Below are 14,980 nucleotides of genomic sequence, written 5' to 3' on the forward strand. Positions count from 1 at the left end.
CAAGCCTAGACAGTGCGGTCGTGGCGGAATTGGTAGACGCGCAGCGTTGAGGTCGCTGTGGGGTAACTCCCGTGGAAGTTCGAGTCTTCTCGACCGCACCATCACTCTCCCTGACAGAGTTGATCGACAGAACACCGACAGGTGGACTGCGTCTAAAATTCCCTCCTTACAAGCCGTTAACCCGTTCGACTGATTTTGTGTGAACAGGTTTATCGATGACGACCTACAATCTGACGGGCATCAATCCGGGGCACTTTGTCGGCTGGGACGGCTCCAGCCTTCTTGCGGCCGGATCGACGATCACGCTCAAGCGCGATTGGGACGTTGCCACCGAGGTCCTGCATTACCAAGTCACTGACGGCGATACGAATTTCGACGGTGACTCTGCCCAGCAGGAAATCGGCGACGATGGCGATCAGAACGCCACTGTCTTTGATGCGAACTGGAATAACCTCGGCGGCGGGCGTGTCTACGTCGAGGACCATTTCGAACTGCGCGCGCCGGACGGGTCGACCATCCACCTCTACACGATGGAGATTTCGGGCGACCCCATCGGTGTCGTGGCAACTGCGCAGCTGCAACCGGGTGTGAAGTACGAAGTCATCGCGTCCTATAACTCCGGCGCGGTGTCCTATTCGTCGCTTGCCGAACAGAACTACGACATCAGCGCCGACAACACCCTCACGGGCATGAACACGCAGAGCGAAACGCTGCGCGGTGAGGATGGTAACGATACAATCAGCGGGCAGGGCGGGGACGACCGCCTCTCTGGTGACAAGGGTATGGACACCGTCTATGGCGGCGCGGGCAACGACACGGTTGTCGGCGGTCTGAGCAGTGACGTGCTCTATGGCGGCACCGGCGACGATATAGTGCTGGGCGACGGCGAGCTCTATGCGCTCGAAACCACGCCTTCGGGGCCGGACACCACAGCGACGACGCTGACGATCGTGAACAACTCTACCGGTCCGATCATCCTGAGCCATATCGACCAAGCGGGGACCTCGACCGATTACGCGACCATCGGCGAGGGCCAGTCGCTGACGATCAACACGTTCGAGGAAACCAACTGGGTTATCCGCGACGAGAACCGATACTTCATCGACTTCATCGAAGGCGCGGCGAACCAGACCTATACGCTCGACAACACGCAGCACGACACCGTCTACGGCGGCGACGGCAATGACATGGTCATGGGCCAAGTCGGCCACGATACCGTCTACGGCGATGCGGGAGATGACACCGTTTGGGGCGGATCGGGCAACGATAGTGTTTACGGCGGCACGGGCAACGATACGCTCTACGGCGGCGATGACCGCGATACGATCTATATCGACGGCGATGACGTTGTTTATGGCGGCGAGGGCGGGGACGACTACGACTACGCCGTCCTGTCCAACATCGGCACCACTGTCACATTCACCGACAACGAGTCCGGTACGTTCACCACCCACGGCGGCGCGACGAACGGTTCGTTCTCCGAAATCGAACTGGTTTCGGGCGGCACGGGCGACGACATCATCGACGCGTCCGCCACCAGTTTCCAGACGATTCGGGGCGGCGAGGGTAACAACATCCTCTATGGCGGCTCCAGCACCGATACGCTTGCAGCAGGCAGCGGCTCTGACACGATATACGGCAATGCTGGAGACGACACGATCCTCTTCGGCGCGGGCGGCGGCGTTGTTTATGGCGGCGCGGGCAACGACTACATCGACGACGATTACGGTACGCAAGAGGCCGGCGTGGATACGATCTACGGCGGCGATGGCGACGATACGATTTTCTCCGGTCTGGATAACGACGTCATTTATGGCGGCACCGGCAATGACTGGATGAGCGGCGAGGGTGGCGACGACACCCTCTATGGCGGCGATGGCGGTGACGTCATGTCGGGCGGTGACGGTAACGACCGCCTCGACGGTGGTGCCGGCAACGACGGTATCTCAGGTGGCGCGGGTAACGACACGTTTGTCGTCAGCAGCGGAACCGGCACGGATACCATCACCGACTTTGACATTGGCGATGATGACCTCGACGGATTCACGAACGACCAAATTGACGTGTCGGGACTGGTCAACGGTGACGGCAATCCTGTCACCGGCTGGGATGTCACGGTTGTTGATGACGGCGCAGGCAATGCGAAGCTGATTTTCCCGTCGGGAGAGGCGATTATCCTGCAAGGCGTCGCGCCGACGTCCATCGACAGCGCGCCCGAGATGTATAAGTCGGGCATTCCGTGCTTCACCGTGGGGACGATGATCCTGACGCCGACGGGCGAAAAGCCTGTGGAGATGCTCCGCCCCGGTGATCTGGTGGTTACGCGGGACAATGGTCCGCAGCCGATCATCTGGGCGGGCGCAAAGCTGGTGACGCGCGAGGAACTGGCCGCCAAGCCCGAGCTGCTGCCCATCAAAATCGAGGCAGGTGGCTGGGCGGGTAACCGCGGTCTGCTGGTCTCCCCGCAGCACGCTATCAGCGTCTATTCCGGAGAGGCGGGCGGCACCCATTCGCTGGTCCGCGCAAGGCACCTCGCGAAGCTGCGCGGCGGCAAGGTTCGTATTGCCAAAGGCGTGCGTTCGGTGACCTACGTACACCTTATGTTTGAAAAGCATCAGGTTGTTTATTCGAACGGGATCGCGAGCGAGAGCTTCTATCCGGGGCCGTGGGGAATGTCGGCGCTGAACTTCGAATCAATCCGCGAAGTGGTCTCTTTGTTCCCCGAATTGGGCCGACTCAAAGTCGAAGATGCCTACGGACCGAGTGCGCGACCAGTGGCGCGATTCAGCGACCTTCCTGACGTCATTCGCGACCTAGAGCTGGATCGCCATTAAAGGAAAACAGCCGAACGTTGAAGCGCTAAACGTTGTCATTGATCCTTCATATTTCGCGGGATGCAGAACAAAAAACCGCTTTGCTTAGATTTGACGGAGAAATTGCTGGAAATAGGGGTGTGTGCGAAAGGCATCTGCCTATTTTGTTGCAATATTCTCGTGCGGTTGTTTTAGTTGGGACAGAACAGGCAGAGGAAACTGCCGACCACGTCAGGGAGAGCCGTTTTGGCGCCAACAGCAGCCGATAATGCGTTCGTTGAATTCGATCGCGTGCAAAAAAGCTATGATGGCGAGACACTCGTCGTCAAAGACCTCAACCTCAGTATGCCGCGCGGCGAGTTTCTTACGATGCTCGGGCCGTCGGGTTCGGGGAAAACCACCTGCCTCATGATGCTCGCAGGTTTCGAGACCGCCACCCATGGTGACATCCGGATCGGCGGAACCTCGATCAACCACATCCCGCCGCACAAGCGCGGGATCGGGATGGTGTTCCAGAACTACGCCCTGTTCCCCCACATGACCGTGGCCGAGAACCTCGCCTTCCCGCTGGAAGTCCGCAAACTGGGCAAGTCCGAGCGCGAAGCCAAAGTGCAGCGCGCACTCGACATGGTTCAGATGGGCAAGTTCGGCGGTCGCCGTCCGGCCCAGCTTTCGGGCGGTCAGCAGCAGCGTATCGCACTGGCCCGCGCGCTGGTGTTCGAGCCTGAACTGGTTCTGATGGACGAACCGCTCGGCGCGCTCGACAAGCAGCTGCGCGAACACATGCAGTTCGAAATTACCCGCATCGCGCATAACCTCGGTATTACCACGGTTTACGTGACGCACGACCAGACCGAAGCGCTGACCATGTCCGACCGCGTCGCAGTGTTCGACGATGGCCGCATCCAGCAGCTTGCCCCGCCGGATGAGCTTTACGAGGCTCCGCAGAACAGCTTCGTTGCGCAGTTCATCGGCGAGAACAACACCCTGACCGGCGTCATCAAATCGATCGACGGCGGGCGCTGCGCAGTCCAGCTCGACAGTGGCGAGGTCATCGACGCGATGCCCGTCAACGTCAGCAAGCCGGGTGAGCGCACCAAGGTATCCATCCGCCCCGAACGTGTAGAGATCAACAAGTCCCGACTTTCGCCCGATGCGCACACGCTGAAGGCCGAAGTGCTTGAATTCATCTACATGGGCGACATCTTCCGTACTCGTCTGCGGGTTGCAGGCCGCGAGGACTTTATCGTCAAAACGCGAAATGCACCCGACCAGGTACGACTTCAGCCCGGCACGACCATCGAGATCGGCTGGCTGCCAGAAGATTGCCGCGCGCTCGACGCCTGAGCGAACGGCTAATGAATGCGACCGCTCCACCCGGAAAGCGGTCGCAATACTAAATCAACCGGGAAACACGGGAGTATAAAGTATGAAACTCACTAAAGTTCTTATGGCGACTTCGGCTCTGACCGTTGGTGCCGGTGCTGCGTTTGCCGACGGCCACATGGCCTCCGACATGACCATCGTCAGCTGGGGCGGTGCATACCAGAACAGCCAGCTGAAGGCCTATGTCGAGCCCTACCTCGAAGCCAACCCGGACGTGAACATCGTTTGGGACGAAAGCTCGGCCGAAGCCGTTGCCAAGCTCCGCGCTATGTCGGAAACCGGCAACATCACTTGGGACCTCGTCGACGTAGAAGCCGCTGACTCGATGCGCCTTTGCGACGAAGGTCTTGCGATGGAAGTCGACTACGACCAGCTGGCCGAAGGCAACGACGGCTCGTCCGCTGAAGACGACTTCGGCGACTCGATCGTTTCGGACTGCTTCATCCCGCAGATCGTGTTCTCGACCACCGTTGGCTACCGCAGCGACATGGTCGGCGACACCCCGCCGGAAAGCATCTGCGCGATCTTCGACACCGAAATGTACCCGGGCAAGCGCGCGCTCAACAAGCGTCCGCTGGCAAACATGGAATGGGCACTGCTCTGTGACGGCGTAGCCAAGGACGACATCTATGACGTTATGGCAACCGAAGAAGGTCAGGAGCAGGCATTCGCCAAGCTCGACACCATCAAGGACGACGTGATCTGGTGGACAGCTGCTGCCGAAACTCCGCAGCTGCTGGCTGACGGCGAAATCGTCATGGGTTCGACCTACAACGGTCGTCTGTTCTCGGCTATCGCCGAGCAGGACCAGCCGATCGGTATGCTCTGGGACGCTCAGATGCTCGACTTCGACGGTTGGGTCATCCCCGAAGACCTGCCGGAAGACCGCCTCGCTCGCGTGATGGACTTCCTGTACTTCGCAACCGACACCCAGCGTCTGGCTGATCAGGCTGCTTACATCTCCTACGGTCCGGCTCGTGCATCGTCCGCTCCGCTCGTAGGTAAGCACGCCGAGCTCGGCATCGAAATGGCGCCGCACATGCCGACCGATCCGGCTAACTCCAAGAACGTCTTTGTCACCCAGTACGATTTCTGGGCTGACTACCGCGACGATCTGGACGCCAAGTTCCAAGCCTGGCTCGCCAACTAATCAGACTTAGGCCCGACGTTCTGTCGGGCCTGGCCTGAAAAGCTGCGGTCCCGATCCTGGGGCCGCGGCGCATCGGGACTGGACAGACGATGACCGACACGACTTCGCAATCCGGGCCGATGCTGGCCGCGGATGGTACCCCCCTCAAAAAGAGCCTGCATCGCGCGCAGCGCCGCCAAAAAGTGCGGGCGCTCATGCTTATCGCGCCGCTGCTGCTCTTTATTCTTGTTACTTTTATCGCGCCTATCTTCGATATGCTGCTGCGCTCGGTCGAGAACGACATCGTTCCCGATACGCTGCCTCGCACCGTCGTTGCCCTTCAGGATTGGGACAACGCAAGCGGCGAAGCACCGGACGAAGAGACGTTCCGTGCGTTCTACACCGACTTTGCTCTGGCCGAAGAGCAGAAGGCCCACACACGTCTGGGCTCGCGCCTGAACTTTGAAATGTCGGGCATTTCTTCGGTCTTCCGTTCGACCGGCCGCGATGTCGGCAAGTTCGACACCGATTACTACACCGACCAGTTCGTCGACGCTGACGAAGTGTATGAAGATCCGGTCCAGTGGTCCGAGTGGATGGCCGACGATGGCGTCGCCTCCGCACTGCCGCAGACCGCTGATGCTTACGCTGGTTGGGTGAAAGTCCTCAATGAAGAGGGCGACGACCCGCTGGACGAAGACATCCCCGATTTCGTCTATACCGCTCTCTACCATGACCTCGCAGCCGGCGCGAACCCGCCCGTACTGCCGTCCGTGGACGTGTCGGGCTGGGATGACATCTCGCTCAAGGAGCAGTTCATCGACTCCAACGAAGACTGGGCCGATCCGGACATCTGGGCGACGATCAAAGCCTTCTCGGGTCCGTACACTGCCGGTTACTTCGCGAACTCCATCGACCTGCAGTCCACGCCCGAGGGTTTTGCCCAGCGTGACGAGGACGAGCGCATCTACATCAAGCTTTTCATCCGCACGATGGTGATGTCGTTAGCGATTACGGGCATGTGTATCCTGCTCGGATATCCGATTGCCTACCTGCTGTCGCACCTGCCGGCACGCAAGGCTAACCTGCTGATGATCCTCGTACTTCTGCCGTTCTGGACCTCGCTTCTGGTCCGTACTTCGGCATGGAAAGTGCTGCTTCAGAACCAAGGTGTGATCAACGATATCCTCGTGTGGATTGGCATCGTCAGTGACGACAACCGCCTTGCGCTGATCAACAACGCGAACGGTACGATCATCGCGATGACGCACATTCTGTTGCCGTTCATGATCCTGCCGCTGTTCTCTGTGATGAAGACGATCAACCCGTCCTACGTCCGCGCGGCCAAATCGATGGGCGCGAATGACTGGACCGCTTTCTGGCGCGTCTACTTCCCGAACTCGGTTCCGGGTATCGGTGCTGGCTCGATCCTCGTGTTCATCCTGTCGATCGGCTACTACATCACCCCCGAACTCGTCGGCGGCGTGGATGGCGTGTTCATCTCGAACCGTATCGCCTACCACATCTCGTCCTCGCTGAACTGGGGTCTGGCGGCTGCGCTTGGTTCGATCCTTCTCGTCCTCGTGCTCGGTCTGTACTACGTCTACGACCGCGTCGTCGGCATCGATAACGTCAAACTCGGAGGTTGATGACATGGCACTTCCTATTTACGCCAGCACCACCCAACGGGTTTGGCACTACAGCTACCTCACGATCTGCGGCCTGATCTTCTTCTTCCTGATCGCGCCGATCCTCGTGATCATTCCGCTGTCGTTCAACGCGCAGAACTTCTTCACCTTCACACCGGAAATGCTGCGTTTCGATCCTGCGGGGTATTCGCTGAAGCACTACAATGACTTCTTCACGAACTCCGACTGGCAGCTCGCCATGAAGAACTCGCTGAAGATCGCACCGGTGGCGACGCTGATTTCGGTGTCGCTCGGCACTCTGGCGGCCATCGGCCTGTCGCAGAGCCACGTTCCGGGACGCCGCGCGATCATGGCGACGCTCATCTCTCCGATGATCGTGCCGCTTATCATTTCGGCGACGGGCATGTATTTCTTCTACTCGAACCCGTACATCCCGATCCCGTTCTACGGAAAGCTCTACCTGCCGTTCACTCTGACGGGTGAGTACTGGGGCGTTGTTCTGGCGCACGCTGCGCTGGGCATCCCGTTCGTGATCATTACCGTGACGGCCACGCTCGTCGGCTTCGATAAGTCGCTGACCCGTGCGTCGGCGATGATGGGTGCAGGTCCGGTCCGCACGTTCTTCCGCGTGCAGATGCCGCTGATCATGCCGGGTGTCATCTCGGGTGCGCTGTTCGCGTTCATCACCTCCTTCGACGAAGTTGTTGTGGTGCTGTTCGTCGGCTCCGCGCAGAACAAGACGCTGCCTTGGCAGATGTTCATCGGTCTACGCGAACAGATCAGCCCGACGATCCTCGCAGCCGCGACGATCCTGATCACGGTCTCGGTCATTCTGCTGCTGGTGGTCGAGCTACTGCGGCGGAGGTCGGAACGACTTCGCGGCATGTCGCCGGGTTAAAAAGAAGGGGCCGAGAGGCCCCTTTTTCTTTGGCTGTTACGGCAGGATCATCAGCCAGAAAGCAGCGGTTAACACCGTCATCCCCGTACCGATCAGAACCGCAGAGGCCGCGACCCGTTTGGCGTGGCCGTACATGTTGGCAAAGAGGTAAGCGTTAATCCCTGGTGCCATTGCGGCGGTCACAACGGCAGATCGGAAGCCATCGGTCGACAGGTTGAGCGATGTACCCAGCAGCCACGTGACAGTAGGGTGGAGCACCAGAGATACGGAAACGATAAAGCCGATGGTGCGCAGATCGCCCTGCGGTTTGTAACGCACCAGAACACCGCCCAGAGCGAACAGCGCGGCAGGAAGCGCGGCGCGGGCCATGAGGTCGATGGCGCTTTGCAGAGTGTTGTGCAGCGGAATGCCGGTCAGGTTGACGATCAGGCCCGCAGAAATACCGAGGATCAGCGCGTTGCGGAACATGGACCGCAGGACCTTGGCAGGCAGGGCGCTAAGCTTGCCGCCGCGGTTCTTCACGATCTCCATCGTGGTGATGCCGATGGCATAGCAGACGGGCGAGTGGATCGCGATGATCGCGTAGTTCGATGCCAGCGCGTCGGAGCCATAGGCACGCTCGGTGATCGGCAGGCCGAGCAGCAGCGAGTTGGAGAAGAGCCCGATGAACCCGATGGCGATGGAGTCCTCCCAGCTACGCTTGAACAGCAGACGCGCGCCCGTGATCCCGACGATGAAGCCCGAGATCGCGCCAGCATAGAAGCTGAACAACAGCCTGACGTCGAAGTGGGCGCCAAGGTCCAGCGAAGAGATGCCTTTGAACAGCAGGCACGGCACGGCGAAGTTCTGCGCGAACTTCATCAACTCGTCGACCGAGGTTTCCTTGAACCAGCCTTTCCAGACGGCGAAATAGCCGAAGCCGAGGACGAGGAAGACGGGAAGGATAATGTCGATCAGGGCGATCATATGTGCCTCTAGGGGCCTCGCCCCGCGTTAAGTCAAAGCGGGAAGCTCAGCGTCATGCCGTCGAAGGCTGGGACCACACCGTCGGGTACTTCTCCCACCAGCGTATCATAGTCCAGATCGACATGCATATTGGTCAGGACGGCATGTTTCGGCGCGACCCGCGCAATCCACTCCAATGTCTGTTCCAAATGGGAATGGGTCGGGTGCGGTGCGCGGCGCAAGGCGTCCACGATCCAGCAGTCCAGCCCTTCGACCACCTTCCACGCGTTGTCATTCATATGCGCAACGTCAGGGAGATAGGCGATATCGTTAAAACGGAACCCCAGCGCGTCAATCGAGCCGTGGTTTACTGAAAATGGCGTAAAGGTAATATCGCCGCCCGCGCCGGTGATGGTCACATTGCCATCAATCCCGTTGAGTTCGCAAATGGGCGGGTAGGGGGAGCCTTTGGGCTGCACGAAGGCATAGCCGAAACGGCCGAGCAGGCTTTCCGATGTGTCTCCATCGGCCCAGACCTGAAGGCGCTCACCAGTGTTGAAAACGATCTGGCGGAGGTCGTCGAGGCCGTGGGTATGGTCGGCGTGCGCGTGGGTGTAGATCACTGCGTCCAGCGTACCGACGCCTGCATCGACCAGCTGGTCCTTCATATCGGGGCTGGTGTCGATCAGAACGCGTGTGGTGCCTGCCTCGGTGATGCGCTGTACGAGCAGCGAACAACGGCGGCGGCGGTTCTTCGGATTGGCCGGATCACAGTCGCCCCAGATGCCACCGATGCGGGGAACCCCGCCGGACGAGCCGCAGCCCAGAATGGTGACGTCGAGGCGCGCGATCATAGCTTTGCCTTGGAGAACAGACGGTCGAAATTTGCGGTCGTAGCGGCGGCGAAGTCGTCGTAGCTCATACCGAAGACGTCTGCGCCGACGGCAGCGGTATGGACGCTGTAGGCGGGCTCGTTGCGCTTGCCACGGTAGGGCTTGGGCGCGAGGTACGGGCTGTCGGTCTCGACAAGAATACGGTCGATCGGGGCGGCGGCGAAGATATCGCGCACGTCCTGCGATTTCGGGAAAGTCGCAATGCCGGACATCGACAGGTAGAACCCCATCTCCAGCGCGACCTTCGCCAGTTCCGGTCCCGACGAGAAGCAGTGCATAACGCAGGAATAAGGCGCCTTATCATAGCCTTCGCGTAGGATAGCGGCCATATCATCGTCTGCATCGCGTGAGTGGATGATGAGCGGCAGTCCGGTTTTCTGCGCGGCTTCGATGTGGATGCGAAGCGAGGTTTTCTGTACCTCGGCGCTATCGGGCGTATAGTGGTAGTCGAGGCCCGTCTCGCCAATACCGACCATCTTCTGGTTCGCGGCTTCGGCGACGAGATCATCGACGGTGACGGGCTCGTGGCTCGCCGCGCTCATCGGGTGGATGCCGTAGGCGTAGAATACCTCGGGGTAGGTCGCGGCGATGGCTTTGACGTTGTCGAGGCCCGCCTTCTTCGTGCAGATCGACACCATGCGTTCGACGCCCGCGTCCAGAGCGTTCTGGATAATGGTATCGAGCTGGCCTTCGAAATCAGGGAAGTCCAGATGGCAGTGGCTATCGACGATGGTGGGGCGGGACATGCGACCTCAGGCGTTGGTGACGGTGCGGGCCGTCTCTTCGATCCTGAAAAGCATATCTAGGATCAATGCGGTAGGGTCAAGGTTGACGGCCCTGCCTCTGCGCACACGAAGCGACAACTCCTGTTGAAGTTCCGCCCATTTGCGGGCAGCGCGGGCATCGTGGGACAGGCGGGCGAGCAAGAGGGCTTCGCCCGAGGCACCTTGCGACGTGGGCTCTCCGGTCAGGCCGGCGCGGGCGGTGCGCGCAAGGAACAGGTCGATCAGGTCCAGCATCAAGGGATACCGCTGTTCGCCCGCTTTGCCAGCGCAGCTTTCGGCAAGGCGGATCGCGGCGGGGCGGGACATGTTCGGCATCTCGGAGAAAAGCTTCACCAGCTCCGCGTAGAGCGGCAGCCCGTCGAGATTCACAAGTCGAATTGCTTCGCCGACAGAGCCAGCGGAGAGGGCGGCAAGAGCGTCCGGCGCATCGGTACGCACACCCGCCTGTTCGAGCGCGGCGGCCATGTCATCCGCGCCGAGCGGCGAACAGCGCAGTTCGCGGCAACGGGAGCGGATCGTCGGCAAGAGGCGCGATGGTTGGTGCGACAGGAGCAACAGGGTCGTGCGGGCAGGGGGCTCTTCGAGCTCTTTCAGGATCGAGTTTGCAGCAGTGACGTTCATCTCGTCCGCAGAGTCGACGATGACCACGCGGCGGCCACCATCTGCCGACGACATCTGGAAGAACCGTTTGAGGTCACGCACAGGTTCTGCGGTAATTTCAGCGCGCAGCTTGCCGGTGTCCTGATTGAGCGGGCGTCGGATGACGGCGAGGCGCGGGTGGCTGCTGGCTTGGATCAGCGCAAGCTCGGGGTGGTTCGGATCGACGGTGAGCGAGGTCGCAGGACCGCCGAACATGCCGCCGCCGTCGTCGGTCAATAGAAACGCGGCGATCCGGTAGGCGAGGGTCGCTTTGCCGATACCTTGCGGGCCGGTGATCATCCAGCCCGAATGCAGGCGGCCCGAATTGAACGCTTCGAGGAATGTTTCCTCGGCCTTCTGCTGACCAAAAAGGCGCACGGTTTCGCGGGGATGCGGTGCGCCTTCGATCCGGTCGGGTTCGGGGATTTCCGCGCTCATGCGCGCTCCTCGTAGATGGCGAGGACTTCGGCGCCGACCTGTTCGAGCGGGCGGTTGCCGTCCACGACGATGCAGCGTTCGGGGTTCTGGTGCGCAATCGACAGGAAGCCGTGGCGCAGTGTTTCCTGAAAGCCGAGGCCGAAGTCCTCGAAGCGATCCTCGCCCGAATTGCGGGCGAGGCCACGCTCCAGCGCGACCTTTGGGTCCATGTCGATGATGAACGTGAGGTCGGGTTCCTGACCGATCATGATCTGGTGCAGGCTGTCGACGGTACCGCGCAGATCGCCGCGCGTTGCGCCCTGATAGACGCGGGTGCTGTCGGCAAAACGGTCGCAGATCACGGTCTTGCCGGCGGCGAGCGCGGGGCGGATCGTCTTTTCAAGGTGATCGCGGCGCGCGGCGGTAAAGAGCAGGATCTCTGTCTCTGCCGACCATCGGTTCGTATCGCCAGTCAGCAAAAGGGCGCGGATTTCCTCCGCGCCTTCGCTGCCACCGGGTTCGCGGGTCAGAACGACCTCGTGCCCTTTGGCTTGCAGTCTCTCGGCCAGTCGCCGTGCTTGGGTCGATTTGCCGGAGCCGTCGATACCTTCGAACGTTACCAGCAGGCCGGTATCCTGTGTCGTCACGTGTTGCTTTCCGCCATCTCGTCAGTCGCCGGTTCTTCGGCAACCTTGTCGAGAAGCACGTTTACAGCAGTTTTGAGCCGAACGCCAAAGCCTCCGGTCGCGACATTTGCGTCAGCGATCAGCGGCACGCGCACGTCGGGGAGGTTCTCGTCGAGCTTGATAACCAACTCGCCCAGTTGCTGTCCTTGCGTGACCGGCGCCTGGATCGGGGCATCATAGACAACCTCGGCGTCGACGGTTCCCTGATTCATGATCGGAACCAGCATGTTGAGGTCTTCGGCAACGGTCAGGCCGACCGAACCGGCTTCGCCCATCCAGACATCAGCGGAGGCGATGCGGGTGCCTGCCTCTACGATCTGCTTTTCGGCAAAGTGGCGAAAGGCCCAGTTCAGAATGCGCTCGCCTTCTTCGGCGCGAGCCGCAGCACTGTCGAGGCCCGCGACAACGAACACAACGCGGCGGTCACCCTGACGGGCGGAACCGACGAGGCCATAGCCTGCTTCGGCGGTGTGGCCGGTTTTCAGACCATCCGCGCCAAGGCCAAGGCCGAGGATCGGGTTGCGGTTCTGGCTGTTCGACGGGACACGGCCATCAAATTCGAAGCTTTCCTCGGCGAAGATCGGATAGAAGGTCGGGAAATCCTCGATGATACGGGTCGCGAGGATGCCGAGGTCATGCACCGACATACGCTGGATCGGGTCGGGCCAGCCGTTGGAGTTGGCGAAGGCGGAGTTGTTCATGCCCAGCTGCTTGGCGCGCTCGGTCATCATGCGGGCAAAGCCTGCCTCGGTGCCATCGGGGGACAGTGCTTCAGCAAGAACGGCGCTCGCATCATTGCCGGATAGCACGATCACGCCGCGGATCAGGTCTTCGACCTTCACGCGCTCACCGGACCGCAGGAACATCGACGAACCTTCGTAGTTCATCGCGTGCTGCGAGACGAGCAGTTCGTCCTCGGGCTGGAGACGACCGTCGGCAATGGCCTCGAAGGTCATGTAGAGCGTCATCAGCTTCGACATCGACGCGGGCGGCAGCGGCACGTCCGCGTTCTTTTCCAGCAGCGTCACGCCGGTGGTGATGTCATAGACGTAGGCCGCGCGGGCTTGCGTTTCGAAGCTCTGCGCGCCCGCGGTGGTCGCGACGGCGATGGTGAAAACTGCGATCAGTCGGGTGAGGAGTTTCATGGTGAGGACCCTCAGTTTGTTACGAAGTAAGCGTCGGTAAAGCCTTGCGCCTTGATGCGCGTCAGCAGATCTGCACGTTCCGCTTCGAACGCGGCAGGACCGACAATGACACGCCAGAAGGTGCGGCCCTGGCTCGATTGTTCAAGTACGGTCGGCACGATCTCCGTGGTGCGCAAGCGGTCTGCGGTGCGGGTCGCGTTCTCCTCGATCGAGAAGATACCGATCTGGATGAACGGCTTGGCGAGGTCGGACGTCGCAGGCGCAGCGGGCGCCGGAGCCTCGGGGGCGGGCGCAGCTTCGGGCATCGGGGCAGGGGCTGCCTGTGCTGCTTCGGCCGCAGCGATAGCGGCTTCGGCACCGGCAATCGGGTCAAGCGTCATGGTCTCGACCTCTGCGCCTTCGTCGAAGGTAGGCGTTGCCTCGGCGACTTGCGCAGGCGCTTCCTCGCGGCGGAGGGCCGTCACTTGCAGTTGTGCGGGCGCACCTGCGAGCATTCCCAGAGCCGCTGCTGCATCAGACGACGCTTGCAGGGCAGGGCCGGGGTTCTCACGCTCGCGGCGAAACAGCGCGCCGATCACGAACTTGCCGTTGTCGAGGTTGCGCACGATGACGCGCTCGGGGTCCTGCACATCGGGGTGGGCCACCCAGACACCGCCGAGCGACGGGCGACCGTCCCAAAGACCGTTTTCAGTCACCTGAAACACCTGCGGTGCTTCGACATCTCGCTCGATCAGTTCGACCGAACGGTTTTCCTCGACGACCAAAGTCTCGTCCGAGCCGCTGTTTTTATTGAAGAAAGACATGCCGCCGTCTTCTGAGCACCCCGCCACGAAAGCGAGAGCCGCAACCGACAGAACCGTCGTGCGGAAGTGTGCCATAACCTTGCCAGACATGAGTGCCCCTTTAACCTGTTGCGGCGAACCGCGCGCCTTTTTCGGCGTTTTTTCTGCCCGTGACCCAGCAAAGCAAGGCCATTTGCAATCACCTTAGCGCTGCGCCTCATATATTTGAAGTCTCTTGCACATCATGTGGCCCGTTTCCGCCACCGTGAAACGGTACATCTGACGGGCTTGTGAAGCCCCAAGCAACCCGCTATCTACCGCTCACCAAGCGCACCAGCGGTGCGCCGAGCGGAAGTGTGGCCGAGTGGTTTAAGGCTCTGGTCTTGAAAACCAGCGTAGGGGAAACTCTACCGTGGGTTCGAATCCCACCGCTTCCGCCAAAATATTCTGATAAATTGCTGTCTATTGGGCCGTGTTGAGCCCCAACAGTATGGAGTTTACGCAACTCTACTTGAGTAAGGTAATGCTGCACTTGCATTGTGCGCCGGTGTCACTATGGACTAGTCGTACGGATATGTTTTTCTCCAAGGCTTAGTTTATGCTTTCTCCCCACGCACCGATCCCCGAACTCTACGTTTCCTATGACAGCTCCCAGAAACTGAAGCTGGAGGCTGCTTCTCTGACGTCGCATGACTTGACGCCCCGTCAGATTTGCGATCTCGAGCTGCTGCTGAACGGCGGTTTCAACCCGCTGAAGGGCTTCCTGACCGAAGCCGATTATGACGGTGTTGTCGAAAACATGCGTCTGGCCGA

At 60.5% G+C, this 14,980-nt stretch carries 12 protein-coding genes, 2 tRNA genes and 1 pseudogene; 8 read left to right on the forward strand and 7 right to left on the reverse strand.

Going from position 1 to position 14,980, the window contains the following annotated elements:
• The first annotated feature begins 14 nt into the window (after positions 1-14).
• The 6 genes from HCZ30_RS06805 to HCZ30_RS06830 all read left to right on the forward strand — a co-directional run bounded on the left by HCZ30_RS06805 (position 15) and on the right by HCZ30_RS06830 (position 7,875).
• Positions 15-101 (forward strand) — tRNA-Leu (locus tag HCZ30_RS06805).
• A 114-nt stretch (positions 102-215) separates the two neighbouring features.
• On the forward strand, positions 216-2,834 hold the full coding sequence (locus HCZ30_RS06810) for a Hint domain-containing protein (RefSeq protein ID WP_167637525.1): 2,619 nt from the start codon (positions 216-218) through the stop codon (positions 2,832-2,834).
• Between the two features lie 225 nt (positions 2,835-3,059).
• Positions 3,060-4,160 (forward strand): ABC transporter ATP-binding protein, encoded by a 1,101-nt coding sequence (locus HCZ30_RS06815; protein WP_167637526.1) that lies wholly within the window; start codon positions 3,060-3,062, stop codon positions 4,158-4,160.
• Between the two features lie 82 nt (positions 4,161-4,242).
• Positions 4,243-5,349 (forward strand): extracellular solute-binding protein, encoded by a 1,107-nt coding sequence (locus HCZ30_RS06820; RefSeq protein ID WP_167637527.1) that lies wholly within the window; start codon positions 4,243-4,245, stop codon positions 5,347-5,349.
• 89 nt (positions 5,350-5,438) lie between these two features.
• Positions 5,439-6,977: an ABC transporter permease gene (locus HCZ30_RS06825; protein ID WP_167637528.1), complete on the forward strand. Its 1,539-nt coding sequence runs from the start codon at positions 5,439-5,441 to the stop codon at positions 6,975-6,977.
• Positions 6,978-6,981: 4 nt separating this feature from the next.
• On the forward strand, positions 6,982-7,875 hold the full coding sequence (locus HCZ30_RS06830) for an ABC transporter permease (RefSeq protein ID WP_167637529.1): 894 nt from the start codon (positions 6,982-6,984) through the stop codon (positions 7,873-7,875).
• 36 nt (positions 7,876-7,911) lie between these two features.
• On the opposite strand, the gene HCZ30_RS06835 is transcribed toward HCZ30_RS06830, so the two are convergent.
• From HCZ30_RS06835 to HCZ30_RS06865, 7 genes are read right to left on the reverse strand one after another with little or no spacing between them, the layout of a single operon-like run.
• On the reverse strand, positions 7,912-8,841 hold the full coding sequence (locus tag HCZ30_RS06835; protein WP_167637530.1) for an AEC family transporter: 930 nt from the start codon (positions 8,839-8,841) through the stop codon (positions 7,912-7,914).
• A 32-nt stretch (positions 8,842-8,873) separates the two neighbouring features.
• Positions 8,874-9,674 (reverse strand): MBL fold metallo-hydrolase, encoded by an 801-nt coding sequence (locus HCZ30_RS06840; RefSeq protein ID WP_175580983.1) that lies wholly within the window; start codon positions 9,672-9,674, stop codon positions 8,874-8,876.
• Complete coding sequence (locus HCZ30_RS06845) at positions 9,671-10,459, reverse strand: TatD family hydrolase (RefSeq protein ID WP_167637531.1); 789 nt, start codon at positions 10,457-10,459, stop codon at positions 9,671-9,673. Before HCZ30_RS06845 ends, HCZ30_RS06840 begins: the two co-directional genes overlap by 4 nt.
• A 6-nt stretch (positions 10,460-10,465) precedes the next feature.
• Positions 10,466-11,575: a DNA polymerase III subunit delta' gene (locus HCZ30_RS06850; protein ID WP_167637532.1), complete on the reverse strand. Its 1,110-nt coding sequence runs from the start codon at positions 11,573-11,575 to the stop codon at positions 10,466-10,468.
• Positions 11,572-12,201 (reverse strand): dTMP kinase, encoded by a 630-nt coding sequence (gene tmk, locus HCZ30_RS06855; protein WP_167637533.1) that lies wholly within the window; start codon positions 12,199-12,201, stop codon positions 11,572-11,574. The genes HCZ30_RS06850 and tmk overlap by 4 nt, the downstream gene beginning before the upstream one ends.
• Positions 12,198-13,385, reverse strand: a complete 1,188-nt coding sequence (locus tag HCZ30_RS06860) for a D-alanyl-D-alanine carboxypeptidase family protein (RefSeq protein WP_167637534.1) — start codon at positions 13,383-13,385, stop codon at positions 12,198-12,200. The genes tmk and HCZ30_RS06860 overlap by 4 nt, the downstream gene beginning before the upstream one ends.
• 11 nt (positions 13,386-13,396) lie before the next feature.
• Positions 13,397-14,278 carry an SPOR domain-containing protein gene (locus HCZ30_RS06865; protein WP_167637535.1) on the reverse strand — a complete coding sequence of 294 codons (882 nt, stop codon included), beginning with the start codon at positions 14,276-14,278 and terminating at the stop codon, positions 13,397-13,399.
• A gap of 239 nt (positions 14,279-14,517) precedes the next feature.
• Here HCZ30_RS06865 and HCZ30_RS06870 point away from each other — a divergent pair.
• Both HCZ30_RS06870 and HCZ30_RS06875 read left to right on the forward strand, forming a co-directional pair.
• Positions 14,518-14,607, forward strand: a tRNA-Ser gene (locus HCZ30_RS06870).
• Between the two features lie 158 nt (positions 14,608-14,765).
• A pseudogene (locus HCZ30_RS06875) lies at positions 14,766-14,980 on the forward strand (adenylyltransferase); the annotation flags it as partial.

The sequence above is a fragment of the Marivivens donghaensis genome (assembly GCF_011806565.1).
In the GTDB taxonomy this organism is placed as follows: domain Bacteria; phylum Pseudomonadota; class Alphaproteobacteria; order Rhodobacterales; family Rhodobacteraceae; genus Marivivens; species Marivivens donghaensis_A.